Here is a 26,051-nt window from a genome sequence, read left to right as displayed (position 1 = left end):
CAAAGATAGAATATCACATGAAGTTGCAAAAAGCTTAAAAAATTCATGCGCTAATCCCTTAAAGCATTTCCTTGCTTTAAGGGCAGCAAAACTGTGATAAGAAGTGCCAGTGCGAAGCAAGCCCCGACAACCGAAAAGATTAGGCACACTAGTTGTAAAGAAAACCATTCCGCAAGAAAACCTAAAATTAGGGTAAAACCAATTTGAACGATACCTTGCAGCATATCGGCCATGCTTCCAAATCGCCCCATAATGCTTACAGGGACATTGTTTTGGAAAAAGGTTGCATAGCCCGCATTGGCAAAGGCCATAAAAAAACCGAGAAAAACAAAGGCTGCCGTTGCTGTTATAAAGCTGTTCGAGGAATAAAACCACGCATATCCAACCGATGTTAAAAACATCCCTGCTCCTAAGTACCATTTCAAGGGTACTTTTTTAGCGATTACTGCAGAAACAAAAGCACCTGCTAATGCCCCAACGCCAGTAATACTTACAATCACCCCATACTCCCAATCTGATAATTGCAAAATTTGTTTAATGAATGTAACCTCTTGTGAATCAAGGGCAAAACCAATTAACATCGCAGTTTGAAATAAGGCATAAACAATCATAAAAAACTTCGCCTTCATTACATAGGTTGTCACTGTCCGCCAATCATTTATTAATAGCTGCCAGCCTACACGCTCTCTGTTACGATGCTGTCCTTCCTCAACATTCGGAAGAAGAAATATAAAAAACGCACAGACTAAAAAAGTGACCGCATTAATCATCATGCACAATTCGGTTCCGAAGTACATAATGAGAACACCTGCTATCGCCGGACCTAACAGGAAGGCGCCTGAATTGGTCATACTCATGATTGAATTAAATCTTTTTCGATTTTCCTGAGGAACCAATTTTGCTATATATACTGTTGAACTTGGTCCAAAGAAAGCTCCAACGATATTAATCAACAATAGTAACGCGTAAATGATCAACAATGAGCCGATAAACGGAATGCAAAATACAAGCAAACCCCTGACCAGATCAATCATTATCATTAATCTTCGCTTGTTTACCCTGTCTATAACACTCCCAGCCCAAGTGTTTGTCAGTAAAATAGCAATCGGTCTTATAATATATAAGCCTGCCACAGCAGCCGCCGAACCGGTTAACTCTAAAATGGATAAATTTAAAGCAATTAAATAGATCCAATTTCCCAAATAAGAAATCCCTATTCCTAAAATTAGCAAAATAGGATTCTTCCATCCTTTCATTCACTCACCCAATTCTAAGCTGAAAAGCTTTCACTTGTTTCTTTCTTCTGAGATAATTTGTTCAATTCCTTTCATCACCCCGTATGCACCTTCAGATTTATTGGAACAAACAACCACAGTTATACAGTCACTAGGATAAAAAGCAGAATGAAAGCTTACACCAGGGTCATAACCCATCACGTGATATTTGTGCACCTCTTTCCCTTTCTTCTCAATCCAAACACCATAGCCATAATGATCTTCTTCTTCATCTGCTTGAGCGTGTGGGGTGAGCATTTGCTCAAGTGTTTCTTTCCTAATGATATGTCCGTTCACAAGGGCATTCCAGAACTTCCCCATATCGTTTACGGTCACATATGCACCGCCATCTGAACCGCCTTTGGCAGGTAACGAATAAATATTGGTTTTCCATGTTCCATCAGGAAAATCAATATAACCAACTGACGTGTTAGACGGAAGTGCATCAAACTCAAAATAACCTGATTCCATCATGTCAGCTTGAGGAAAAATGTTTGTTTGAATGTAATCGGAAAAGGCCTGACCACTTGCTTGTTCAATAATCAAACCTAATAAAATATAACCAGCGTTATTATAGTGAAATCTCTCTCCAACATTTAATTTCATTGGCTTATTCTGAAATAATGGCAGAAAATCTCGCAAGCTTCTTATTTTATACATTGGATTATCAAGCCACAATTCTTCGAAGTCGTCCATCACTTCCTCATCAAAGTAATCGGGAATTCCTGCAGTATGTGTTAATAGATGATGAATCGTTATTCTCTTATCAAAATGAGGAAATTCAACATTGAGACACTCATCCAATCTTGTTGAAAATGATAGTTTTCCCTTCTCCACTAATTGACAAATGCCAACGGCTGTAAATATCTTACACCCTGATGCAATTCCGAAGCGTGTAGCATAATGATTTTTTAGTTGCTCGGAGCGATTTGCATAGCCAAAGCTTAGCTCTATTATCTGCTCCATCTCATTTGCAACCAAGACAGAACCAGAAAATTCATTCTCATTTTGCACATTCTTTATTTTTTCAAGCAATCTAGTCTGCATCCATTTCTCCAATCCAAAAAAGTTTTGTTTCTTCAATACTTCCATACAAAAGGCTAGAATCCTTCTCCCAAAACAAAACTTCTCACTGTAAAGCTAATTTTCTATTGATATTTCATTCGCGTTATTTCTAAATAAGTTTGAAAAACAGCAATAAAAATGTATATTAAAAGTAATGACTTTGTTCATCAGAATGGTTGATAAAGCGGTTTTGGGCTCATTTCGTGTACAGCCTTGATTTTCAGGCCTTTTTAATATAAAGCCTCTAATTCCATAGAATTAGAAAGACTATAGGTAGGATGGTGTCCATATGGCAAAGTATGAAAAAACGATTAATGGTAAGTTTGAAGAGGTAATCAACCAATTGCAAAATGATATTAACAACAGTGGAATAAGTATGAAGTTAGTCGCAGAAAGCAACTACACGATTGAAGATACTAAAATAGCCGTTCGAGTCTATGATAAATATTTTATGAGAAATGGCAACAGGGCTAGCTTAAGCCTTACTGTAGTCGGTTCTCACAATACTATTTTCATATCAGCAATTGGCGCTGGCGGAGGAAGTGGTGTTTTCTTTAACTTTAGTCTCGGCGCCGAAGATGATATGGTGGAAATCGTCCGAAAAAGTATAGAACAAATGGAATAATCCTTTTTTAATGAGCACGCCGCTCAGTTCCCAGCTTAACAAATATGATAATAAAAGTACTTAATTGTTTATTTCGATAAACTATAGGAGAGATTAGATGAATAAAGACTTAACCCGTTTAGGCTACTTTTTATTTTTTACAGGAATCATATTATTTGGCATCATGCATCTGGCAATTGCTTTATACATTCCTAATTTATCAGGTTGGAGTGATCCGCCTGGCAAACTTGCAATAGTACTAGGGGAAATCATTGGCTGGGTTCCTTATACATTAAGCATCATTTTATTAATAACTGGTTCATTGATCATCGTTTGTGAACAATATCAAAATTCACAACGAAAACGCAACAGCTCCAAAAGCAAAGGGTGACCAACATTACTCTTTTATTAGGAGCATTCCAGCGTTTCGAGCTGAAAAGAGGAAAAATTAAGCGCCTTATCATTCTTTCAACACTTTGATTCTTACGTCTAAACTCGGCAAAAAACAATTTCTTGTTTTAAGTTTTTATTGAGCTTAAAAACGGCTGTAACTAATGAAACGGATAATGACGTTAATGGAGCAATCATCACCTGGATACACTGACTTCTACTTTAATTTAGTAAAAAGCTTACCATTGTTTAACTCACACCAATCATCTAATTCATCATACGTTTCTTTAACTCCATATTTAGCTAAAAAATCTTCCTTTGTTTCAAATACTTCTACCAAGCCCTTTTCTATTGAAGTTACCATCTGAAAAGGATTTAGTTGAAAAACTTGAGAAACAGCTATTAACTCACCTATATGAACCATGTCAGCGATATTTTTCATTATATATCCTCTAATAGCAGTTAGAGGTGTTCACTCCTTCCGTTAGAAAAGGATAACCATACAAGTATTATTTTCAGTATCGACAATAGTATGTATCAGTTAGATGGAAGCTGTTACGCAATAAAAGAAGGTTTGCAAAGGAAGCATAATGTCTATTCATCAACCTTTTGATTACAAATTGTCAGACAAATTAAAGCGCAGGATCATTGAGGGTCGATTGTTCTGCAAGGATTAAGCGAAGGGGCTTCCTTCATGAAAATATCTTAATGACCGACTAAAGTTTGTTAGAAATTTAGCGGAATTTGCTTGAAAAAGAAACCCAAACCCCGCTGTTTGGATTTTTAGTTCATTGATTGCCTTAATAGACGTTTTGCGCGAAAAAGTCTTGTTTTTACAGTCGAGATGTTAATATTCAAATATTGTTCGATCTCTTTCATTTTCAAATCTTTCATATACGCCAAATATAAAATTTCTTGATATTTGTCAGGGAGGCTGTTCATTTGCTTATGAACTTCCTCCCCGAGCTGTTGCGTCATCACTTCTGATTCTGGTGTCTGTTCATTGGCAATAAAGAATTCGGAGGTTGGTACCACTCTTTGGTGATAACTTGTTCTTAAATGATCCATACATTGATTTCTCGTTATTGTGTATAACCACCCTTTAATCGAATGGAAGCTTTCTAATTGTTCCTGATGGAGATAACATTTTATGAAAACCTCTTGAACAATATCTTCCACAAGATATGAGTCCATTACATATTTCCACGCTAATTTTTTTAACTCAAGACTATACATATTCACGATTTCTTCAAATTGAATACCATTAAGATTCTCTCTCATCTTCATCACCAAAACCTATCTTTTTAGAGAAATGAAATAAAATTTCCTTCTCGTTCTTTCTTCAAACGTCGATCATTACTCAATATCATGTATATTAAGACTGTCTTCGTTGTAATTTGCACTATCGACTTTTAACTTTCCCTCATATAAAGTTTCGCCTGTTTCCATATCCCCAATAAAAAGACTGTGACCGTCATTTGATAAATACGTTAAATAAAATTTTCCATTCATCAACTTTAAGAAGCTGGATTCAAAACCATTTTTCATATCAGGTCGATTAAATACCTCTTTCGCGCTCCATTCGTCCTTTTCAATATCATATTGATGCAATTCGAAGCCTTTTTCCAACAGAACTGGAACGAAGATGGAGGAACCAACGATCACTGCTGAGTCAAAGCGGAGTTCTTCATCTGATTTTTTAATTTCTTTATATTCATTTGTCTCAACGTTCAGCACATATTGTTCCTTTGCAATCAGTTCCTCTTCCTGATAGTAATAGCCATTTTCCTCAACCTGTTTAATTTCGGAATTCTCTTTCAACACCAAGACATAGTTCTTTCCTCCTATAGAAGAATAATCTCGAACCACTCTTAAACCTTCCCACCTATTCTCGGTATGTGATGTTGAGAGAATTTCTTCTTTATTTACGAAATTTTTCGCTTTCAGATCAAAAGTATACACACTTAATTCGCTTCCACCATCGAGGAGAGAGGTTTGTGACATGACCTTTATTTGCTCATTGATTACTTCGACATTTGCTATCTCAATCCAGTTAACCCGTTCTTTTTCGGGAATATCATACTCAACTTTGATCGTCTTGTTTGACTTTTTATTTAATACTTCCATTTCAAAAGAGAAGCTTCTAACTGAAGAAAAAGGATTCTTGCTCTTTATTGTCGCATAAGCTAATAAATTCTCATCTTCATAAAAATTGTTTGTTACTAAATCCTTTCCTCTCATAAAATTTCGGTGTTCATCAATTAATCTTTTTAAAACCGGATTAGCAGTAGTATGAAGCAATTGTTCCAGAAAAGATTGATTATTGAAGATGACTGTTTCTTCCTTTGAGACTTGCTTAAAGGATTGGAGCAAATCGCCAAGTTGATAGTCACCATATATAATTAAGTCATTCAATTCAGCGTCATCGCCACTTATTTTTTCAATCTTGATAGTCACATCATTTTTCGCAGCTAAGCTTGATTGTAAAAAGTATGTTCCCAGCACAATGACCATTACGATTGAAATTACACTAATTTTCCAATAACGTTTCATCTAACTCACTCCCTTATACCCTAATTTTATGCTTGATGAGCTTGTTCCCTACCCATATAGCACCAGCTAAAACGAGCAAGGCTGCCCCAATTTCTAGCAAGAATAATTCGATTGTATAGAAATATCCTTCAAGAACAAACGCATCAAATAATGCAGGTCCTAAAAAGACGAGAATGGAAACAGCAACATAAATGATGGCATAGAAGATGCCTTTTAAACGGTACGAACGTTCAAATAGGATAGCTGTAAAAATAACAAACACGGCAATGATTCCCGTTCCATAATAGAGGATAAATTCAATCAGTGTTTTCGGAAATAATAAATATAAGTAATATAGATTTTCAGTAATTTCAGGCACAGTCATATCGATGCGAAACTCGGATGGAACGAGCCATTTTAACAATTGGATTTCAATCGGGAATAATAAAATCTGGAGTGCAACAAGACCTAAAACAAACAAAATAATCGTTGTTGCTTTTGCAAAATAAATATTCATCCGCTCCGTCGGCAGCATAAATAAGCGATAACTAAATGTGTTTTTTCCAAACCAGTCACGATACCAAATAAAAAACACATAAATTAATAAAGTCACGATACAGAGAGCAATTGGCCCCATAAACCAGCCTGATTGCGAAAAATTATAGATGGACATTTTCCCAAATTGCTCAATAAACTCGCTTTGCGGCATTAAATTCACATTAATTTCTTGGTGAGCCCGATTCAAATAAGTTTTTGATTTTACGATGATTCCAATTATTTCTGAAAGAATTGTAATCCCTATTAAGATAAGATAAAAACGAAAAAAGCGTTCAAACTCAAAATTCACTAGCTTCAAATAACGGTTCATCCTCGATACACCTCTCTCATCACATCAACAACAGATTTCCCCTCGGTTTCCCTAATCTCTTCCGTATCGAATTCTTTTAAAATCACACCATTATCAAGCAAAACCGCCTTATCGATTAAATGCTCAATATCATTGATTTCATGCGTTGTAATAATAACTCCTCGATCTTCAATTAAATGACTTGTAAACACATCAGCAATCTGCTCTCGACTAAATATATCAATTCCAGAAAAAGGCTCATCCATTAAGATATAATCAACATCCAAGGCCAATCCAAGAATAAGGTTCACTTTTGCGGTGTTCCCTTTTGAAAGTTCAGAGATACGGTCCGTTTCATTCAGGTTAAAAAAGTTCAGAAGCTCCTTTGCCCTTTCCATGTTCCAGCTGTTATAGAAATCTGCCATGAATGTAAAAGCTTCACTAATTTTCATACTTGGCAACATTGTAATCGCATCAGGGATAAAGGTAACTTTTTCATAGCTGCCTTTATTAAGTGTTTCTCCATTAATCAGAATTTCGCCACTATCTATCGGAGTAAGAGCCATAATTGCCTTCATAATCGTTGTTTTCCCTACACCGTTAATTCCAATTAAACAAGTTATCTTTCCTTTCTCCGCTGTAAACGAAACACCTTTTAAAACCTGCTTCTTGCCAAATTTTTTCGTTACATTTTTTAGTTCAATCACAGTCAAATCCCCCCTATTCATTACACTCTTTTTTATATTTTTGCTCGATGATTGGCAAAACTTCATCTAATGGCACATTTATCGTTCTAACTGCATTGACAAAAGCATCCACTGCTTCTAAAATTAATTCGCTTCGTACCGCCTGGAACACTTTTTCGTCTGTCGTCATCCGACTTGGTAAATTTCCTTCAGTAAAAATCAAGCCCTCTTCCTCCATTTCTTTATACGCCCGCTGCGCTGTGTTTGGATTAATCTTCAATTGATTCGCCAGCTCTCTTCTAGAAGGAATCTCCTGACCTGGTTCAATAACCCCTGTCGCCATTTGCTCCTTAAAATGTCGAATAACTTGCACGTATACAGGATCCCGGTTGTTAAACTTAATTTTCAATAGATCCATCTCCTAATAAAAAAATGTGTGATTGTGTGAAAATGATGTATTAATGAGTTAATACAGATTGGGCAAAAAAATCATATGTATTAAACAATTAATACAGTGTTAGCAAATTTTTTTCCTCACAACTTGTTCAAACAAAAAGTTTAAAAACCACTGTATCATCCAGTTAATACACCACCAACAAAAAATTGAAGGAACCTGTGTTCCTTGCTTATGTATTAACCGTATAATACACCAGATATATGTATTATATGGTTAATACAGCTTGAAAGTCAAGAAGATATTTATTTTTTTTTCATAAACATGGCTGAGCCTATACTAAAAGAGTGCTTCAACTTTATAAATATGCTATGCGAAACCCTAGTTTCACATGAAATAAATCAAAAATCAAGATTTATATATAACAAAGCCTATTAAGCTGCTTCAAGATTTGTGCTACTTTAAGACAAATCCTTTTCTATTTCCATATAATCAAGGTACCTCCCCTTTGCTCATTTGCGGAAAGCTCTTAATAAATCGCTCATTTGCCTCTTCTAACTTTTTATAATAATCACGATAAGAGTCGCTTAAAATTTTTAAATTAGTGATAAATATGTCGGTGTACCCGCTTTGTTTCTGAAATTCTAATAGGAGCTGCTGCATTTTATATGCATCTGTAGACTTATATTCTTCAGATTCGCGAAAACGAATGTACTTCTCAATCCTTTGCTTATTTGTTTCCATATACTCCTCAATGTCCTCAACTGCAGTTAAAATGGCCGTATTCATGTTCTCCAAGTCTTCCTGATCAAAAAGAGCCATGGAGCTCTTTAAGAACTCCTCGATTTCCTCATTGATTTCTAAATGATCGAGAAAGCTAAGAATCTCTTGATAGGCCCTTTTCTTCTCATTACTATTAATCGTTTCGTTTAAAAATCTTCCGAAATGAACCGAGAGGTAAATTCCATAACCACCTGGGAAGGACTGAGCGAGTTTTTCCTTGATAGTTAAAAGGGGGCTAAGCTGCTCCTCGATATATTGCTTGACCGGCTCGACCTGATAATTTTCTATTAACAATTCAAGACCCTTTTGTTGCTTATCAATTCTTTGCTTCTCCAATTCCTTCAAATACTTATATTTGGATAATGCTGCATGCTTATCACTACTTGAAATGATATCTTTGATTTCAGGGATGCCGAGCCCTAAATTCCGGAGAACGAATATTTCTTTTAAAACCAAAACATCCTCAGCACTATAGTTCCGATATCCGTTTTCTTCAATCTTTGGGCGAATAAGCCCTTGCTTTTCATAATATTCGATCGCTTTTTTTGTTAAAGAACATTCTTTACACACTTCATTGATCAACATGTTCATCACCTCATCAGGATCATAAGCCAATCCCTAAGGGGACAGTCAATCCTCAATGTATAAGTAAAACTGATTTCCCTTCTTCTCAACCGTCCCTTTAATATCACCAATCCCCTCGATAAAAAGAGAGGAATCTCGCTCTATCGGTTCTTGCTCTAATTTGAGTTGAAGTTTATCAAATTGTCGAAGTTTCTCACCGTATGCAACGACTGGTTGAGCGAATAAATATTCTCTTTCTTGGATTTTAACTTTGAGGAAATTTTTATGTAAAACTTTGCCCGCAAACATCACAATATTCATGGGGTCAAAAGAGGTTGCCTCCATCTTTCCAATAATCATGAGATGAATGCCTTCTTTCTCGTTAAACATGGTAAATTCAGCCTCCTTATTTTGGAAAACAGCATGAACAACCCTCTCTGTGTCAGAACTGACTTCAATAGTCCGAAAGGGAGCGTCAAAAACGCTAAGCTCCTTCACGTATTGATAGATGGTTTTTTCCGTACTAAAAAAGTTTTCCTTCCATCCTGGTGATAACTCATCCAACAATAGACACATAAACAAGCCAGAACTATAGCAGCTGCGGCGAATGTTTACCGTCGATTGATATTGATTTATTAACGGCTCACCATACTTTTGTAAAACTGTAGAAAATTCAAGTTGACTCGTTTCATAATAAGCATAAAGTTCCACATACCATGCAGGACCTTCTATCGTTTCTATTAAATTCTCATACTCAAGGTACGCCCCAAGCTGTAATTCTCTTTGTTGTCTGAGAGCGATAAATGTATTAACGTACTCTTTCTTTGTTAGCGGCTCCTTTTCCATTAAAGCATGATAAAGACTCAATCGTTCCTGATTTCGCAATTCCACGTTTTCTACCGTTATAGGATAGGTGATTCCCATTAGTTCATCTGGAAATCGCTTTTCTCCCTTTAAATGTTGATAGCCGTGAAATAATTCATGAACAAGGATCGAATACAAGTCTTCGTAATGTTTAAACAGCCTGAGATCAACAATCGCTGTTGGGTAGCCTTCATACATGATGAGGGTACAAGCATGAAATTGTTCCTTTTTATCCACCACTTGCTGATTGTCAAAGTTAGGATGGTTAAAAATATAGGCACTGGTTTCATCGTATAATGCATAGGCAACCTTTTCAAAACCTGGCCAATACTGATTTAGTTTAACCTGTTCTAAGTCCAACATAATTCGCTCAATATCATTCATCATTCTACAATTCTCCTCAAATAATTTCTCATTCTATTTTTCTAGATAGAAGGTGGGATATCCTTTAAAAATAAAAATGAGACAAAAGTCAACATCGACATATAACAAAGCAAAATTAAAAAAGATTGTCCCAAAATGAAGGGAGCTTCACTGGCCTCTTCGCTTTTCCCACAAGGGTTGTTCCAATTAAAAAAAGAAGAAAATCTCCTCTTTTTGACTAACCAATTAAAAGAGATTTTCTTACACTTGCGATCGTTCAGTTTTTATATAATTGCCGTCAGACTCATCACTCTACCCAATTATTTCATATAGCTCCCTTTTAAAACTCTCGATTTTTGTAAAAGTTAAGTGAAATGAGATACGAAACGAATAGAATGATTACAACTGGAATAAATAATAACAGAGCTATTTGAGCATCTGATGATGAATGAAATAAAGTTGAAATTTTTTGAATGAGGATCGAATCTTCTTTTTTACTAAGATTATCAACTAAAGTTGACCCTCCCGCTATAAATACGAAGAACAAAATAATACTTATCACTCTCGATTTCAGAAAGCCATATTTAAATATTAACGGCAAAGTAATAGAGCAAAATAAGCTTACCGCAACAATGGAAAAGAAAAATCCGCCAGAAGTAAAAGGAAGAACCTTTATAGGCAGGTTTAATTGATTCACAATCAAATAAATTAAATAATTCACAAAAGCTGCGTAAAGAGCAAAAATATATACGGAAATATATTTTGAAGAAACAATAGTATCTTTTTTGATCGGGAGACTAACTAACATAAGATCACTATTATTTTTGTCTTCCACTGCGCTTGCTCCTAGAGCCAACATATATGTTACTGCTAAGATGTTTACTACCAATCCGGAAGGGCCAATTTCCGATAAAGTGAAGGTAAAAAAGAAAATAAATAGCAAGGATAATCCGATTGCTCTTTTTTGCATGATCACGTCTTTTTTAATAAGATGATACATGTTGATCACTCCTTCTTGTGGAAAAGACCATAATATCTTCTAATGTTGGTTTTTCAATGATAACCGAATCTCCAAGGTATTGAAGTATCTCATCCTTATTTTGTGATAGCGCTTCAAAACCATATTGATTTTCCTTAATTCCAATAAAACGATTTGCTATGTTTGAATCAAGTTTATCTTTACTGCCTTTTACCACACAATATTCCTCCAAAAGTTCTTCCTTCGTTTTACTTAAAATAACCTCACCATTGTTAACTAAAGTAATGTAATCCGCTATTTTATCTAGGTCAGATGTAATATGAGTGGAAAAGAAAACAGATTTGTTTTCATCTTGCATTAATGACTGTAAAACATCTAATAACTCACTTCTAATTAGAGGATCCAAACCAGAAGTCGGCTCATCCATTAACAACAATTCGGCATTATGAGAAAGGGCAATCGCTAAGGAAAATTTCATTTTCATCCCTTTTGATAAATGTTTGATTTGTTTTTTTGAAGGCAATCCGAAGTCTTTCACATATCTTTTGAATAAATTTTCATCCCATTGACTGTAAAATGGACGAATAATATTCTTCATTTCTTGAACTGTTAAATCTTCATAAAAATGATTTTCATCATATACAAACCCAATTCTTTCCTTAACCGCAATTTCGTTTTTCTTATTATCGAGCCCAAATATATTAATATTCCCACTGTCTCTCTTGATTAGGTTCATAATTAGTTTGATGATTGTACTTTTACCGGCTCCATTAGGCCCGATGAAACCCATAATATAACCTCTCTCAAGAGAGAAATTCACATTTTTTATGGAAAAGTCTTTGTAGTTTTTACATAGGTTTGTAATTTCTAAAATTTTATTCAACCCTATCACCCTCAATTAAATGATTAAGTATGCCTTTTAGCTCTTCCTCAGTAAGCCCTGCTTGCTTTGCATGTTTGATAGCTTCACTCAATTTTTCTTCTACTATTTTTGTTTTGGTTTCTCGGTACATTTCTTTGTTAATTGAAGCAACATAAGAACCTTTACCAACGACTGTATAGATAAACCCTTCCCTTTCAAGTTCGTCATAGGCCCTCTGAGCTGTAATAACACTAATTTTAAGCTCTTTCGCTAAATTTCTTATTGACGGAAGTTTTTGTGATTCCTCCAATACTCCCTTTATTATGAGCTCTTTTAATTGGTTTACGATTTGTAAGTAAATGGGTTCACCCGAAAAATTTGATATTATTATATTCACTTTTTACCCCTCAAGCCGTTATTAGTGTACATAGATACTATATACACTAATAACACATATGTCAACTTTTACTATGAGAAAATTAATTTGTTTATAATTTTGACAAAAATTAAGACCTCCATGAATTGGAGGCCTTGAACAACCTGAAAAGCCAATGTCTCCTCAAGCATAGAAACCATTGGCTTTTTTTATTAATCATCTTTTCATTGTTTTAGATTAAACTACTTGTACCCTCCATTCGTTTTTAGAGAAGCATGGACATATAGTATTCGTCAACAAATTCTCCGTTCACATACAACGAGTCTCTTTTTATTCCTTCAATTTCAAAACCCATTTTTTTATACAAACCAATAGCTGCTTCATTTTGAGTAATAACGGTTAGCTCCAAGCGACGAATATTTTGTTCTTTGGCCCAGCCCTCCAAACCTTCAAACAAACGTTTCCCAATTCCTTTTCCCTGATGCTGCGCTAAAATCCCGACGACTATATATACACAGTATTTCTTTCGCTTAGGTTCTCCCCCAACTGCCATTAAATAACCGACTAATTCTTGATCCACTTCGGCAACAAAAATCGTTGAATTAGTGGTTTTATCAATTGCATCAATTCTTTTTCTTACATCTTCTGACTTTGCATTTCGTTCACCAGCTTCAAACAGCATAAACGGGGATTCACGCTCGACTTGATGAATTAAATTGACAAAGCTTTCAGCATCAGTAGGAGTTATTTGTCTTATCATCATTTCCTGCTCCCCCTCTTGTCAAAAGATTTTCCTGCAAACATAAATCATTCCATCACTATTCTGACTGATCGGAGTTTCTTTCCAATCTGAATAAAGGTGTACAATTTCAAATCCATGAGTGGAGAGCAATCTCTCCATTTCCTTGGGAAAAACATATCTTAAGCTAATATTCGTTCTTTTTTCATCGATTATGCTTCCATCTGTACCATAGTATTTTCGAATGGTCGTATAATGTTGAACTTGTTTGAGAGAATCATAGCTACTGATTGTGTACATATCAACTTTATAGGAAGTCTCCTTATCTATATAGCTTCGCCAATACTCCTCCGTGTTTGGCTGCAGCAATTCTTCGGCATTTGGAAATCTTGTCCCAAAAATAAAAATGCCATTATGCTTTAGATGTTTATTGATGGAGGAAAGGAGATGATTTTGCTCCTCATTCGTGAGGAAATGTTGAAATGAATTCCCAACTGAATAGATGAATGTACTCGTTAAACCCAAGTCTAATTCTGTGCAATCCTGCTGTACCCATTGAATCGCTAAATTTAGACTGTTTGATTTTCTTTTTGCTTCATCCAACATTCCTTTATGTATATCAACTCCAACTAGCTCATAACCATTTTTCGCTAATGGAATCGTGATTCTTCCTGTCCCACAAGCCAAATCAATAATTGGTCCAGTTGATTTAGAAACCCATTTCAATAAAAATGGAAGCTCCGGTAAATAAGATTCATTTTCCTTATCATATAGAATCGGGTCATCGTACTCTTCTGTATTATTCAATATTTTTCACGTCTCCTTTTTCATATAACTGGTCGATAATTTTTTCAAAATATATTTCCATGGACATCCATCTAGTAAATCGATCACCTGATCGAAATACTATAATAATTTGATAATTACTTTACCGAATATTCGAATTAATATTTACTAAACTTTATCATTTTAAAGGAGCGATTGCTATGTTTAGAATAGGAAGTATTTTTATCCCTGTGACAAATCTTGATAGGTCGATTGACTGGTTTGAAAAAAATCTCGCGGTAAAAAAAATGGCTCGTTGGGAAGATGGGGTGGGCTTCTACTTTCCTACTGGTTCAACTCAGCTAGCATTGGTGGAAGTTGAATCTCCTCAACCCTCTGAATTTGCGATCAAAGGTAAAGAGAAAAATGGATACTTCAACTTCGTAGTCGACAATATTGATGAAGCATATCAATTACTTACCGATAACGGAGTCACTACAGCCAAAATTAAAGATTTTGGCGGAATGAAAAGTTTTGATTTCTTTGACTTAGATGGTAATCCATTTAGTGTTGTTAATGAAGAACGAGACTCCCCTTTTTATTCTGGCCAAGTAAAAAAATGCAAATAATTAATACTAAAAGAATGGATTAGGGTAACATTTTTGCAATTCACACCACTTTTTTGACTGGATCCATGAGTACAAAATTTCATATTAATTAATACCTATAATTCTCTCCCAAAACGGATAATTTTCCAAATTAAGTTTACCTAAATTTATGAAAGGAAGGATTAAATTGGATGTACATACCTTTAGAATATTTAACAATGAGTACGATGAATTAGTCAACTTCATGACAGAAAATCATTGGACATATTATCCAAATCCAAGTCCTTCTATTCATGATATTAATGAAAACAGTGATGGAAGTGTTTCAGATTCCTTATGCTATGCCATAATTAGAAAGGATTGGGAAAATAAAATTGTAACCCCAATTAAACTCGAAGATCTGCCTTAAAAGAATGCCTTACCCTTATTTTTAGAAAAGGGAAAGGCACTCTTTTTTCAGCTTTCCACATTGCCATGGATTATAACATTATGCGCTCGGGCTATCCTTCTCTTTCAAACTTGGCGGCTTCTCAAACCAGCCCTTCTCAATCATTATTTTCGTTGCATCTTGTAAAAAAGCTGCATTTCTCAATAAAGCCTTCGTATACATCATACTAATATCTCTTCTTCCATTGACAGCAACGGCATTACCAAAGGCTCTAATTTTTATCGTAAACATATCAATTTTATGGTACAGCATAATTTTATCTGAAAAAGGAGAAAAAGCAGAAGATGTTACCAAATCGTTTAAAAAAGGAAGGGAAGGTAAATTTTCTTCATGCAATTTTTTCATATAATTTTCAATATTCCTAGTGGTGACTTTTTCTCCTCTTTCAAATAAAGTTCGAATTTCTTCATCCTTTGTTACTTTAGAAAAGGCACTAATTAATGCTTTACTGGTTACATTACTTTCAATTAAATCATAAAGATGGGTAATTTCTAACGCATGCATCGGTCTCACATGTCCAACAAATCCATTTAAAAAATCCTCATGAACAAATTCGATCTTCTCAGGCGTCGGGATGAGCGGAGGTTTCTTTGTGAAGCCTTTGTCAAGTGCAATATGTTTTATTTTCTCTATTAAATCAAGAGTGCAATCCATACAATACCTAAAAAATTCTTGAACGTCCTTTCTATAAACAAGTGGGATCGCCACATTATAAATACTCATTCCCGCTTTTGAAGTGTATTTTAAATAATGTACATAAAATTCATCTTGAAACAAGCGAGGAGCATTTAAATTGACATCTTCCTCGGAAAAACCATTTGGTATTGGTATATGATCCTTTATAAAAATCTCCGTAACCGTTTTTACAAATTCTTCACTTAGACCTAACGCCTCTTGCAATAAATTTTTTATGTCCTTGTCATCAACATGTTGAAGATAATAAGTTAATATATATTGCGCCATATTGTTTCCCATATACGTTGCCCATAGTTTACCCATTTCCACTGATGTTAATGGTTCGGAAATACTTGTCTTATCTGACATGGCGAACTCCTTTTATTGTTTTTAATTTTAGTTTGTTTCGCCATGCTAAATTTTATACTAATATTGTTATTACTTTAAGGGGAAAGTAAAATCTCATTTTCAACATGCTTTTTCGGCGATTTCCCGTGTTTTCCATGTTAAAATCTGCATTCACCTTCCATTCTTTCTGTTCCATCCACGTTCATCGAGACTATATTTTTAGGAAAATTAGGGGCCGGCATTGGGCTCATTGTGTTAATGACACTGCATTTAATCCCGTTTGCAAGCAAGTATAGTTAAGCTTTTCTGCCGAGGCTATGGTAGGCTCATTTCGTATGAAATCAAAGTTTCACACGAAATGAGCCAAAAATCAACATCGATCGCTCCTAATCTGCATTATCCTAAGACGTTCGATTGAAGTATCGTTTTCACTCTAACTTTGTTAATCAGTGCTTCTAAAATGTTTTAGCGCCCTTCTAGCTATTATGAATAAATATATACACGCTGCGTATAAAATAGTTCCCAAAGTATAGTTAATGGATTTTGTTTGAGGGCTTATTCCGTGTAAATCATTGTACAACTGATCTTGGCTTTGTGACCACGAAGTAACGAAGACGGTAATCGCTATTAAAAAAAAGGCAAAAAGTGCTTTTTTGTGAAATGTAATCTCAACAAAACTCTGCTTTAAGCAAGTGGCAAAACTCTCTTTAACATCTGAATATGTTCTTCGCTTTGCTTCAAAGGGAATCAGGAAATATACTAACAAGCTTCCCCATACAAAAGCCATCATCATCAAACTTGTACCATCCATAAATTCAATCCTTTCTTCCAGCAAACTTGTGGCGACCGCTTAATGGTAAAAACTAGCTATAATCATTGCAGCGGGATAAATTAATACTTGTCCTAAAATGGTTCCCAGAAACTTTGTAGCAATTAATAAAACGACAAGCGCTTTGACATCCCCATAGGGACGCTTTTTCCTCAATGCCTGATCGGTAATAATCGCTGCCTGTGGATCTACTAGTAAAGTAAGCAGAATCGTAGCGATACCGTTAATCATTCCGGATGAGGCAGAGGCAGACAAACGATAGTCTTCTCCTACAAAGAAGGCTGCATAATAGGCTGAAATAACTCCTATCGTATAAACCGCTGTAATGAAAGTATTTAAAAGTAAAAATCGCTTGGGAATTTCTCGATATCGCAAGCTGTTAATCATTCTTTTCTTCGGTCTCGTTGTATTTTTTACTATCCGCTTTATATTTGAAACACTTAGTGCTTCAACGACAATTGAAGGAACTGAACCTTTAACCTCAAGTCTATCTACTGCTTTTGAAAACAGCTTTAGAAAAGTTGGGATCAGACCAACACCTACTAAAGTGCCCATCGTTGCAGACGCTAAAACGAACCTAATCTCTTTAATAGGATCCATTTGATTAGCATACTCATGCCGATAAGCAGTCCGATTAAAGGAGCTTGAAACATATTTGCTGTCCTTGACACCAATACAAATATGTTAAATAGTGATAAGGATAATGCATATTTCCCACTTTTCACTGAATTTAAACGAACAGAGTAGGCTAGGGTGTCAATTAAATGAATAACGAAGGTCAGTCCCATTAGACTGAACAGCATACGATCACCTCTTCTATTAGACGAGAGATCGTTTTATATGTTTCATATTTTTCCCATTATTTCTCCACCTGTAAATAGGATTTGACTGTTCTATTGCCAACCGCTTTATCTTTCTGTTCACCAAAATCAGTTCTCCTAATATAACTCCTTACCGATTAAACTATCAATCATATATCGTTTATTGTTCTTGAGAAGGAGCAAGAGCATAGGACAATCTTCGAAACTATTAAAATTCGAACAAGCAGTTTGAGTCTGGTTCCCATCGCGTATCTTTTCATAAACCACTCATGGCCACATCTCCACCACTTCACTTATCGCCAAGTACAGCCCTGCGCAAAATGAATAAATGAACTAAAAGAGTCCGCCAATACCCTGGTGGACCCAATTATTCCGTTCATTTATAAGAGTTCATTATATCGTCGGGTAAATCACTAAGAAACAGTGCCTTACTTAACAGTTCAATATCAGCATGGATAAATTTTCTCTGACCATGACAATCATCATCTACTAAATGTTTTAGTTTTTGAACAATTAATTCGATTGGAATCAAAAAATACTTACTCCCCTTCGCTTTTTGCAAATATAAAAATAAACACATTGCTAAACTTACTTAAGTCTAGTCAATAATTGCGATTCCAACTCCGCAAGCTTCTGTTCTAAAACCCCCGTATAATAAGTTCTTGAATCTTTCTCCTTTGAGGTGAGATAAATAGGTTCCCCAAATATAAGATGCGCTTTTCTCCGAGTAAAAAGTTCCTTAAAATTATTTGGACCATTATAAACTACTGGAATGATCGGCACCTCTGAGCGCTGAGCAATTGTGATTGCCCCTTGTTTTAAAGCAATTTGCTCATTCGTCCTTGTTCCGCTTGGAAAAATTCCGACAATTTCTCCGTTTGATAACAGTCGTTTCGGAACTTTCAATACACTTGGCCCAGGGTTATCTCTATCAACCGGAAAAGCATTTAACTTCTTAAGGAGCCACCCCAGCATTCTTTTCTCAAAAAGTTGTTTTTTTGCCATATAATGAATTTTTGAGGGCAAAAGGGCGATTCCAAGATAAAAGATGTCGACCCATCCAGTATGTGTACACGCAATCACATAAGGACCTTGTTTAGGCAAATATTGCTTATTGTAAACCGCTATTTTCCCTCGCAAACACAAAAAGAATTTTATAATATTCGCAACAAAATAATACATTCGATCACTCTCTTTCGTTGTTCATGTTATGAAAAAGCTAATCCAACACTATTATTTTATCACTTACTGTTAATATCTGATACTAATTTTTAAGTACACTGCTTTTCTTGTTTACAAAATGATTTCCGTACTATTGCCATACCTGCAATTGTTGTTTTATGAAACTTCTATTGATCACGCTCTTTTTTCTTTATCTCTTCCATTAGCGTATTAAGCGTTGCTTCTAAGTTTGTGATTCTATTATTTAATTCAGAATTATTCATAGCATTTTTTATGACAAAATAGAGGATGAATGAATGTATCGTTAAAGTGATGATAATAATAAGTATCGCATTGCCCATAACATTCCACTCCCTACGGCTAAGTTTTCCTATTTTTATCCAGTTCTTTAACGTATTATTACATATTGCCCGACCCAATTCAACTCCTTACAAAAATAACTACCCTCCTCCTTGGCAAGTGAACTGAAATTATTTTTCCAACAATATATTTTGCATCATCACCTACCCCCTGCAATAAAGCAGAACCACGTTTTGATTGCCACGGTAAACCAATAAAATACAGTCCTTCTATATTTGATACTCCGTTACGATGGGTACTTTTCCCTCTGGAGCTAGTACACCATTAATATGTAACCATGGATACTCTATTTTAAAGCCTGTTACCCAAAATATATTTCTTACTTCAAGTGTTGTTCCGTCAACAAAAGTCACCTGATTTCCTTCTACCTCAATCACTTTCTCCTTTACTTTTACCCTCTTGTTCTTAACTTTCTTTTTTAAATCAAAACCGAATACCGGATCGCCTTTGCACTGAATGAGCTACGAGAAAGGAATCGCTGCCAGCATTTAAATTTCCTAATTTATCAACCACCAAAAAATACTTCGTTGACATAAGAGCAATGGAAAATAATTCAGCTTTTTGCTGACAGCAATATAAGTTTCCCTCTCACCAGAAAGTTCAGTAGCAATTTGCGCTCCGCTATTTCCCCCACCAACGACCAACACATTCCCATCTACTAATTGACGGGTGTTTTTATATTGTGAAGAATGAAGCTGGATTACGTTGTTAGAAAGTTCTTTCGCAATAACTGGAATATGAGGAATTTGAAAAGGATCTGTTGCAATAATGATATTTTTAGCAACATATTGGCCTAAATTTGTATGGATAATGAATGGATCCCCTTGTTTTGTCACGAGCATTACTTCTTCATTTAATTGAACAGGAAGTTCAAAGCCCTCATCCTATTTATTCATAAAATTTTGCCAACATCACTTTTGGACAATGCTTTGCATATTACTCACAATGAGCATTTTAAGTAATTTCCTTTACAAAAAAATAAAAAGACAGAGTTCGCTCTTGCTCATGATGAGATATGTATTAAACAATTGAGCGTGAATCGCTGTTTCAATTTCATCTATACGCAATACACCATCTTCGATTAAATGAATTCATTGGCAACCGTTAACACCCTTCTAATTCCATCCCCGAATACTGAATATTAGTGCATAACGTAAAACTTTAGTAAGTGTAAGAACGTTCTCCAGTAGTTCAATATTAATTTTAAAAATGCAAGTCTTTGATGTCACTATAGTTTTGAATATACAGATGTTGAATGTGGATTAATTTTCTATACCCTCCTGACCAACAAATATATTAACATTATACTGTCTTATATTATTGACAAATAAAAATTAGCTTTGTATATTTAAAAATGACAGGTGTGTCATTTTTAAATATACGGAGGAAGGAGAGCAGTATGCCCAAAGTTCCTAAAGATTATGAAGATAAAATGCGCAATGTTATTTTAGATGCAGCCCTAGAAGTTTGTAAAACGAAACCAGCTTATGAAGTTACTATGCGTGATATTATTCGTCAGACCAATCTAAGTATAGGTAGTGTGTATCGTTATTTTCGTGATATTGATGATATTTTTATTAGCTTGTCTAATCGTAATCAGAGTGAGTATCGACTATGGGAGAAATGTGAACCATTATTTGCGGAGGATCTAAGCGTACGTGATGTGTTGCTTAGCATATTTCATGTTTTAGGACAGCATTTAATCGATTCCATACCTGCGGAGGGCAAATTCACGTACGAAATGAACACCAAATTTTTAACTAATCCCAAGTTATATGAGGAGAAAAAAGGAAATATCACAGAGGTCACTGAGTTTGACAAGCTAATGCAGGTAACGATGCATTACCTTCAGGAGAAGGTAGAAAAGGGAGTTTTGCAACCGATCATGCCACTCGAGGACATATTTTCTTTTGCGGTCGTGTCCTATGATGGCATGGTGCGTGATCTAGTTCTTGCTAAATGCTATGCTCTACCGGATGATGGCGCCAAAATTTCCTTAAATGAAATGGCACTTACTTCAGCATTAGCACATAGCCTTCTCTATTTGCTGGGAGAGGGGGCGACAATTTCGCCATGATAACTAAACTATAAAGAGACTGGAGTCATTTTATGAAATCATTTATTCAAATCAATAATTTATTGCGAACCTACCAAGTTGGTGAAAATGAGGTAGCTGCAGTGAATAGCATGGAGTTTGAAATTGAACAAGGTGAGTTTGTGGTTATACTTGGCCCCTCCGGATCAGGGAAAAGCACTTTGCTTAATTTGTTGGGCGGCATGGATCAGGCAACCTCAGGCACCATTTTAATAGAAGGTAACAATATTGCGCAGTATTCACTTGAGGAATTAAGCCGTTATCGTCGTAGTGATATTGGTTTTGTATTCCAGTTCTATAATTTGATTCCTAATTTAACAGCGAAGGAAAATGTGGATCTTTCACGTAAGCTGTGCAAAGATGGTTTAGATAGTACAGAAATGCTCGAAGCCGTTGGTCTTGCCAAGCGTCTTCATCATTTCCCTGCTGAATTGTCAGGCGGAGAGCAGCAGAGAGTTTCTATTGCAAGAGCACTATGTAAAAAACCGAAGCTGCTACTATGTGATGAACCAACAGGAGCGCTTGATAGCAACACTGGTGCATTAATTATGTCTGTCCTATGGGATATTAGCAAAAAATATAATCAGACTGTTATCGTAGTTACACATAATGCAGCGATTGCAGATACGGCAAATAAGGTCATTCGTCTCAAGGATGGTAAGGTCATTGATATACAAATCAATGAAAATCCACTTCCAATGAATGAGGTAGCTTGGTAATGATATTGTTCAAAAAAATGTTACGGGATATTAAGCATGCAAAAGCACAGTTTTTGACCATTATTATTATCGCTGCTTGTGGTGTATTTACTTTTGTAGGTTCAATTACGGTGGGAAGCAGATTAGAAGAAAGCGTACATCAATTTTACAAAAGTGCTGACATAAATGATGTATGGGTAAATGTAGAGGGGGCTACCCCCCAAGATGTGGATGCAATAAGGAAGCTTCCTGGAATTGAAGCGGCGCAAGGTAGAACGGTGATGAAGGTTTTTTCGGATAACCGTGTGCTGGATTTGTTTGTTCTAAATGAAAATGTATTGTCTAAGCCATATTTAGCTACAGGTGAGCCTTTTGAAAGTGAGAAAGAAGGATTGTGGCTAGATCAGGAGTTTGCAAAAGCAAATGGATTTCGTATTGGGGATACAATTCGGATTCATACAGGCAATGGACAATCTGTTCCTGTCATAATTCAAGGGCTTGTGTTAAGTCCTGAGAAGTTAATCGATGTGTCGTCGGAAACATTGTCTACAAGACATGATTTGTATGGGTACGCTTATATGGGGGAAACTGCTGCACACCATACGTTTTCCTTTTCTGGCATGAACCAACTTTTAATAAAAATGAAGTCAGAGAAAAATATTCAAACACAATTAACAAGTGTTGAGCAAGTCTTAGGGCAAAAATATATGAACAGTCTCACCCATGAGGAACATACAAGTACATCAGGTGCAGCGAATCAAATTGGACAGTTTAAGACGATCGGTTATGTGACGCCGATGTTATTTTTCCTACTAGCAATCCTTGTTGTCATTAGTACTATGAGTCGGCTTATTACGAATCAAAGAGTTCAGATTGGAACATTAATGTCTCTTGGTATCCATATTCGAAAAATTAAATGGCATTACTTGTCATATGGTCTTTTTCTAGGTATTACAGGTGGTGTAATCGGTTTAATTGCAGGGTATTATGTTATTCCTGCGATTTTTATGGGAACCTTACATCAATCCTTTATATTGCCGAAGTGGTCAGACTCATTTCCAATTGAAACATTGTGGTCTATTGCGGCGGTCTGTGGCTGCTGTATACTTGCTGTGTTATTTGCATGTGGGGGCAAATTAAATGCATTACCTGCTGTAGTGTTGAAGGGTGAGGCTCCTTCCAGACCCAAAAAATCACTATTTGAGTCTATTTTTCATTCTAAAGCTAAGTTTTCTTTTCAGCGGTTGTGGCTGCTGCGGAATTTACGTTCTCGCAAAGTCCGAGGGGCGATGGGGATTTTTGGTTCATTTGGTTGTGCCTTTTTGATTCTTTTTGGCTTTGCCAATATCGATACAAGCAATAAATCAATCGAGGTAGAATTTGATCGTCAATATTTGTACCAGTACAAGGCAGATCTCTTAGCACTGAATGCTGAGCAAGCACAAAGCATGAATTGGAATCAAGCAGGGATTCAGCCTATTCAGGAAAGAAGAGTTGTCGTTAAATCTACAACTGCACAGCGCAATTTGCCGGTTACGATCATTGGAAGTGGAGATTACATTAACCTCGATGTCGCAAGTCCAGATGTAATGCCTGTACCTGAAACTGGAGTTGTGTTGTCTCAAAAAATGGCGGATGTGTTAGGAGTAAAGGCAGGAAGTACTGTTTCACTGCGAATTGATGGAGGCCAGTGGAAAGAAATGATTGTAGCTCAGACCATACAAGCGCCGGTTGCAAATCGGATTTTTGTATCTGAAGCAGCATGGCAGCAGCACGGGGAGATTTTTGTCCCTAATGTATTATTGTTAGGGGATCAAGCAGCGCTGCAATCCGCTAAGGAACACTATCCTGTCACTCAGATCGTTGCCAAAGCAGATATGAAGGAAGCGAATCGTACATTAAACGAAGGCGTTTTTGCTTCTGCCGCAGGGCTTACCATTGCAGCAATTTTCCTTGGTATTGCTGTTATTTATAGTCTTGGTCCATTAATTTGACGGAAATGTCGAGACAATTTGCTACATTGAAGGTACTTGGCTTTAATCACCATGAAATTCGCAACCTGCTATTCCAAGAAAGCTTTTTCCTCACTACGATTGGCATCATTCTTGCACTACCAGCGGGGTGGGGAGCGATTCATTTGTTAGATCAAGCAAATATGAATGAAGGGCTGATGTTATTTCCTGAAATCAAGCTCACTAGCTATTTAACAGCCATCGGTTTAACACTGCTGTGCTCCTTTATCGTCAATATGTTAATGAGTAGAAAGGTGAAGGATATCGACATGGTGACCTCTTTAAAAGGGGCAGATTAATTAAATATTTTAAGCTAGAGGATTGTTATTTCTTGCTCAATTTCCACCCGAGATTATCCTCATGTACTCTTTATGAAGAACCTTTTCGTCAATTTCAGTTTAAAGGTTGGAAGTTTCCATATAAGAATGTTAGAGGGGGTTCCCAAAGAGTTTAAACTTTGTAGTAACCTCCTCAAAAGTTTAAATGATAATTTTTGCCAACTTTATAAATATTCACAAGATGAACTATTAAGGCAAGAAGCATGATATCTATTCATCCAACTATCATCCTCCTTCTTTTTTTGATGACATATGGGAAGCGATCCAAGGCGGCGAGGTGTGGAGAGGAGAAATTCTCAATCAAGCAAAAGACGGAACAAAATACTGGTTATGCACAACTATCATCCCGTTTGTAGATGCTAATAGTGAGCGTTATAAGCATATTTCAATTCAGTATGATATTACAGAAAAAAGAAACACAGAAGACACGCTCCGTAAAACAGAGAAACTCGCTATAATTGGTGAACTAGCTGCAGGAATTGCCCATGAGGTACGAAATCCGTTAACTACGATTCGAGGCTTTGTACAACACAACTATTAAATGAAAGGCAAATTGATTCTTATAATGTGGAGACAATCCTCGTTGAAATGGATCGAATTAATTTTATCGTCAATGAATTCATGGTCTTTGCAAAACCGCATCAACTCCAATTCAGCAGCTGTAATTTGAATGAGATTTTAACCAGTGTCGTTAAATTTCTTGAACCAGAAGCAACTTTAAAAAATGTAGCTATTAATTTCGAGACTTCTCATGAAAGTATGCACATTTCTGGAGAAAAAAAGCAACTGAAACAGGTATTTTTAAATTTAATCAAAAATTCGATTGAAGCAATTCCTACTGGGGGAACGATCTATATTTTCTTTAAAAAAAGCACTGAAAAAATAGCCTTCATTGTAAAGGATGAAGGAATCGGAATGGATTTGGACCAGATCAAAAAATTGTGAGAACCCGTTTTCACAACGAAAAAAAATGGCAATGGCCTAGACCTTTTGGTTAGCTACAAAATCATCCAAAACCACAAAGGGAAAATTCAAGTTCAAAGTCGCTTAAATGAAGGCACCACCTTTATGGTCACTTTTGAAAATCCTAAAAATAAAAAACAAGCTAGCACCAAATAGACGCTGCTTTAAAAGCCAAGACACGGATTACCTTCGAAACAATTAAAGTTCAACGGGTTCCAGTTTTACTTTCATTCGAATAGTGGCCCTCGACAGACCTGTTATGAGAATTTCCTTTGCTCTGAGGCCTGTTGAATTTGTTCTTTTGCCCTTTGATGAGGACAAGGCAAGCTCTTTTTTGGCAGTCTTTGTCCTCATGAGCCCTTTATGAGGACATGGCGAGCTTTTTTTTGGCGCTATTTGTCCTCATGAACCCTTTATGCGGACAACACAAGCTTTTTTTTGGCGCTATTTGTCCTCATGAACCCTTTATGCGGACAACACAAGCTTTTTTTTGGCGCTATTTGTCCTCATGAACCCTTTATGCGGACAACACAAGCTCTTTTTTGGCGCTATTTGTCCTCATGAACACTTTATGCGGACAACACAAG

At 35.9% G+C, this 26,051-nt stretch carries 33 protein-coding genes and 1 pseudogene; 10 read left to right on the top strand and 24 right to left on the bottom strand.

The features are described 5' to 3' along the window. Window positions 1–50: 50 nt before the first annotated feature. Both FCJ93_RS19520 and FCJ93_RS19515 read right to left on the bottom strand, forming a co-directional pair. Complete coding sequence (locus FCJ93_RS19520) at window positions 51–1,256, bottom strand: MFS transporter (RefSeq protein ID WP_137744462.1); 1,206 nt, start codon at window positions 1,254–1,256, stop codon at window positions 51–53. 30 nt (window positions 1,257–1,286) lie between these two features. Then, window positions 1,287–2,321 (bottom strand): serine hydrolase domain-containing protein, encoded by a 1,035-nt coding sequence (locus FCJ93_RS19515; protein ID WP_137744461.1) that lies wholly within the window; start codon window positions 2,319–2,321, stop codon window positions 1,287–1,289. A 307-nt stretch (window positions 2,322–2,628) separates the two neighbouring features. Here FCJ93_RS19515 and FCJ93_RS19510 point away from each other — a divergent pair, with 307 nt between their 5' ends. Next, window positions 2,629–2,964 (top strand): DUF6054 family protein, encoded by a 336-nt coding sequence (locus tag FCJ93_RS19510; protein WP_137744460.1) that lies wholly within the window; start codon window positions 2,629–2,631, stop codon window positions 2,962–2,964. Between the two features lie 97 nt (window positions 2,965–3,061). Next, window positions 3,062–3,334 (top strand): hypothetical protein, encoded by a 273-nt coding sequence (locus tag FCJ93_RS19505; RefSeq protein ID WP_137744459.1) that lies wholly within the window; start codon window positions 3,062–3,064, stop codon window positions 3,332–3,334. 216 nt (window positions 3,335–3,550) lie between these two features. On the opposite strand, the gene FCJ93_RS19500 is transcribed toward FCJ93_RS19505, so the two are convergent. The 13 genes from FCJ93_RS19500 to FCJ93_RS19440 form a co-directional block, all read right to left on the bottom strand. Beyond that, the gene (locus FCJ93_RS19500; protein WP_137744458.1) at window positions 3,551–3,775 is read right to left on the bottom strand and encodes a hypothetical protein; all 225 of its coding nucleotides are present in this window, start codon (window positions 3,773–3,775) and stop codon (window positions 3,551–3,553) included. A 341-nt stretch (window positions 3,776–4,116) separates the two neighbouring features. Next, window positions 4,117–4,614: an RNA polymerase sigma factor gene (locus tag FCJ93_RS19495; RefSeq protein ID WP_170211361.1), complete on the bottom strand. Its 498-nt coding sequence runs from the start codon at window positions 4,612–4,614 to the stop codon at window positions 4,117–4,119. A 75-nt stretch (window positions 4,615–4,689) separates the two neighbouring features. After that, window positions 4,690–5,886, bottom strand: a complete 1,197-nt coding sequence (locus tag FCJ93_RS19490; RefSeq protein WP_137744457.1) for a hypothetical protein — start codon at window positions 5,884–5,886, stop codon at window positions 4,690–4,692. A gap of 13 nt (window positions 5,887–5,899) precedes the next feature. After that, window positions 5,900–6,733: a hypothetical protein gene (locus tag FCJ93_RS19485; RefSeq protein WP_095310646.1), complete on the bottom strand. Its 834-nt coding sequence runs from the start codon at window positions 6,731–6,733 to the stop codon at window positions 5,900–5,902. Beyond that, entirely contained in the window at window positions 6,730–7,419 is a 690-nt protein-coding gene (locus FCJ93_RS19480; protein WP_095310648.1) for an ABC transporter ATP-binding protein, read from the bottom strand. The genes FCJ93_RS19485 and FCJ93_RS19480 overlap by 4 nt, the downstream gene beginning before the upstream one ends. Before the next feature lie 13 nt (window positions 7,420–7,432). Continuing rightward, window positions 7,433–7,807, bottom strand: a complete 375-nt coding sequence (locus FCJ93_RS19475) for a GntR family transcriptional regulator (protein ID WP_095310649.1) — start codon at window positions 7,805–7,807, stop codon at window positions 7,433–7,435. Window positions 7,808–8,284: 477 nt separating this feature from the next. After that, complete coding sequence (locus FCJ93_RS19470; protein WP_137744456.1) at window positions 8,285–9,160, bottom strand: MerR family transcriptional regulator; 876 nt, start codon at window positions 9,158–9,160, stop codon at window positions 8,285–8,287. Between the two features lie 45 nt (window positions 9,161–9,205). Next, window positions 9,206–10,390, bottom strand: coding sequence for a hypothetical protein (locus FCJ93_RS19465; RefSeq protein ID WP_137744455.1), 1,185 nt, complete (start codon window positions 10,388–10,390; stop codon window positions 9,206–9,208). Window positions 10,391–10,706: 316 nt separating this feature from the next. Continuing rightward, window positions 10,707–11,366: an ABC-2 transporter permease gene (locus tag FCJ93_RS19460; protein ID WP_095310667.1), complete on the bottom strand. Its 660-nt coding sequence runs from the start codon at window positions 11,364–11,366 to the stop codon at window positions 10,707–10,709. Next, on the bottom strand, window positions 11,350–12,219 hold the full coding sequence (locus FCJ93_RS19455) for an ABC transporter ATP-binding protein (RefSeq protein ID WP_211344136.1): 870 nt from the start codon (window positions 12,217–12,219) through the stop codon (window positions 11,350–11,352). Before FCJ93_RS19455 ends, FCJ93_RS19460 begins: the two co-directional genes overlap by 17 nt. A gap of 1 nt (window position 12,220) precedes the next feature. Continuing rightward, window positions 12,221–12,604 carry a GntR family transcriptional regulator gene (locus tag FCJ93_RS19450; RefSeq protein WP_095310673.1) on the bottom strand — a complete coding sequence of 128 codons (384 nt, stop codon included), beginning with the start codon at window positions 12,602–12,604 and terminating at the stop codon, window positions 12,221–12,223. Window positions 12,605–12,848: 244 nt separating this feature from the next. Further along, window positions 12,849–13,346: a GNAT family N-acetyltransferase gene (locus FCJ93_RS19445; protein WP_137744453.1), complete on the bottom strand. Its 498-nt coding sequence runs from the start codon at window positions 13,344–13,346 to the stop codon at window positions 12,849–12,851. Window positions 13,347–13,364: 18 nt separating this feature from the next. Continuing rightward, entirely contained in the window at window positions 13,365–14,129 is a 765-nt protein-coding gene (locus FCJ93_RS19440; RefSeq protein WP_137744452.1) for a class I SAM-dependent methyltransferase, read from the bottom strand. A 179-nt stretch (window positions 14,130–14,308) separates the two neighbouring features. Between FCJ93_RS19440 and FCJ93_RS19435 the strand changes: the two genes are divergently transcribed. Next, on the top strand, window positions 14,309–14,716 hold the full coding sequence (locus FCJ93_RS19435) for a VOC family protein (protein ID WP_137744451.1): 408 nt from the start codon (window positions 14,309–14,311) through the stop codon (window positions 14,714–14,716). 166 nt (window positions 14,717–14,882) lie between these two features. Then, a complete protein-coding gene (locus FCJ93_RS19430) occupies window positions 14,883–15,104 on the top strand; it encodes a hypothetical protein (protein WP_137744450.1) in 222 nt (73 codons plus the stop codon). Between the two features lie 78 nt (window positions 15,105–15,182). Here FCJ93_RS19430 and FCJ93_RS19425 read toward each other — a convergent pair whose 3' ends face one another. From FCJ93_RS19425 to FCJ93_RS19405, 9 genes are all read right to left on the bottom strand, one after another. Beyond that, window positions 15,183–16,187, bottom strand: coding sequence for a DUF3231 family protein (locus FCJ93_RS19425; protein ID WP_095310681.1), 1,005 nt, complete (start codon window positions 16,185–16,187; stop codon window positions 15,183–15,185). A 421-nt stretch (window positions 16,188–16,608) separates the two neighbouring features. Next, on the bottom strand, window positions 16,609–16,977 hold the full coding sequence (locus tag FCJ93_RS19420) for a hypothetical protein (RefSeq protein WP_095310683.1): 369 nt from the start codon (window positions 16,975–16,977) through the stop codon (window positions 16,609–16,611). 39 nt (window positions 16,978–17,016) lie between these two features. Then, window positions 17,017–17,595, bottom strand: coding sequence for a lipid II flippase family protein (locus tag FCJ93_RS19415; protein ID WP_268951607.1), 579 nt, complete (start codon window positions 17,593–17,595; stop codon window positions 17,017–17,019). After that, entirely contained in the window at window positions 17,562–17,783 is a 222-nt protein-coding gene (locus tag FCJ93_RS25705; protein WP_268951609.1) for a lipid II flippase family protein, read from the bottom strand. Before FCJ93_RS25705 ends, FCJ93_RS19415 begins: the two co-directional genes overlap by 34 nt. A gap of 409 nt (window positions 17,784–18,192) precedes the next feature. Next, on the bottom strand, window positions 18,193–18,348 hold the full coding sequence (locus tag FCJ93_RS25090) for a hypothetical protein (RefSeq protein ID WP_170211360.1): 156 nt from the start codon (window positions 18,346–18,348) through the stop codon (window positions 18,193–18,195). Window positions 18,349–18,404: 56 nt separating this feature from the next. Beyond that, complete coding sequence (locus FCJ93_RS19410; protein ID WP_137744449.1) at window positions 18,405–18,998, bottom strand: lysophospholipid acyltransferase family protein; 594 nt, start codon at window positions 18,996–18,998, stop codon at window positions 18,405–18,407. Window positions 18,999–19,165: 167 nt separating this feature from the next. Next, entirely contained in the window at window positions 19,166–19,339 is a 174-nt protein-coding gene (locus FCJ93_RS25085; RefSeq protein WP_170211359.1) for a hypothetical protein, read from the bottom strand. A 228-nt stretch (window positions 19,340–19,567) separates the two neighbouring features. Then, window positions 19,568–19,735 carry a hypothetical protein gene (locus tag FCJ93_RS25080; RefSeq protein ID WP_170211358.1) on the bottom strand — a complete coding sequence of 56 codons (168 nt, stop codon included), beginning with the start codon at window positions 19,733–19,735 and terminating at the stop codon, window positions 19,568–19,570. Window positions 19,736–19,855: 120 nt separating this feature from the next. Next, a complete protein-coding gene (locus FCJ93_RS19405) occupies window positions 19,856–20,194 on the bottom strand; it encodes an NAD(P)-binding domain-containing protein (protein WP_170211357.1) in 339 nt (112 codons plus the stop codon). Window positions 20,195–20,757: 563 nt separating this feature from the next. Between FCJ93_RS19405 and FCJ93_RS19400 the strand changes: the two genes are divergently transcribed. From FCJ93_RS19400 to FCJ93_RS25520, 6 genes and pseudogenes are all read left to right on the top strand, one after another. Continuing rightward, on the top strand, window positions 20,758–21,435 hold the full coding sequence (locus tag FCJ93_RS19400; protein ID WP_170211356.1) for a TetR/AcrR family transcriptional regulator: 678 nt from the start codon (window positions 20,758–20,760) through the stop codon (window positions 21,433–21,435). Between the two features lie 32 nt (window positions 21,436–21,467). Further along, window positions 21,468–22,172 carry an ABC transporter ATP-binding protein gene (locus FCJ93_RS19395; RefSeq protein ID WP_095310691.1) on the top strand — a complete coding sequence of 235 codons (705 nt, stop codon included), beginning with the start codon at window positions 21,468–21,470 and terminating at the stop codon, window positions 22,170–22,172. After that, window positions 22,172–24,145: an ABC transporter permease gene (locus FCJ93_RS19390; RefSeq protein ID WP_137744447.1), complete on the top strand. Its 1,974-nt coding sequence runs from the start codon at window positions 22,172–22,174 to the stop codon at window positions 24,143–24,145. Before FCJ93_RS19395 ends, FCJ93_RS19390 begins: the two co-directional genes overlap by 1 nt. A gap of 5 nt (window positions 24,146–24,150) precedes the next feature. Beyond that, entirely contained in the window at window positions 24,151–24,462 is a 312-nt protein-coding gene (locus FCJ93_RS19385) for an FtsX-like permease family protein (protein WP_235879547.1), read from the top strand. Between the two features lie 316 nt (window positions 24,463–24,778). After that, complete coding sequence (locus FCJ93_RS25525) at window positions 24,779–25,042, top strand: histidine kinase dimerization/phospho-acceptor domain-containing protein (RefSeq protein ID WP_235879545.1); 264 nt, start codon at window positions 24,779–24,781, stop codon at window positions 25,040–25,042. A 47-nt stretch (window positions 25,043–25,089) separates the two neighbouring features. Beyond that, window positions 25,090–25,620: pseudogene (locus FCJ93_RS25520) on the top strand (ATP-binding protein). Window positions 25,621–26,051 lie beyond the last annotated feature (431 nt).

It is taken from the genome of Robertmurraya siralis, from assembly GCF_005502275.1.
GTDB lineage: Bacteria > Bacillota > Bacilli > Bacillales > Cytobacillaceae > Robertmurraya > Robertmurraya siralis.
The sequence above is the reverse complement of the archived record's forward strand: the minus strand, read 5'-3'. Positions and strand labels throughout refer to the sequence as shown.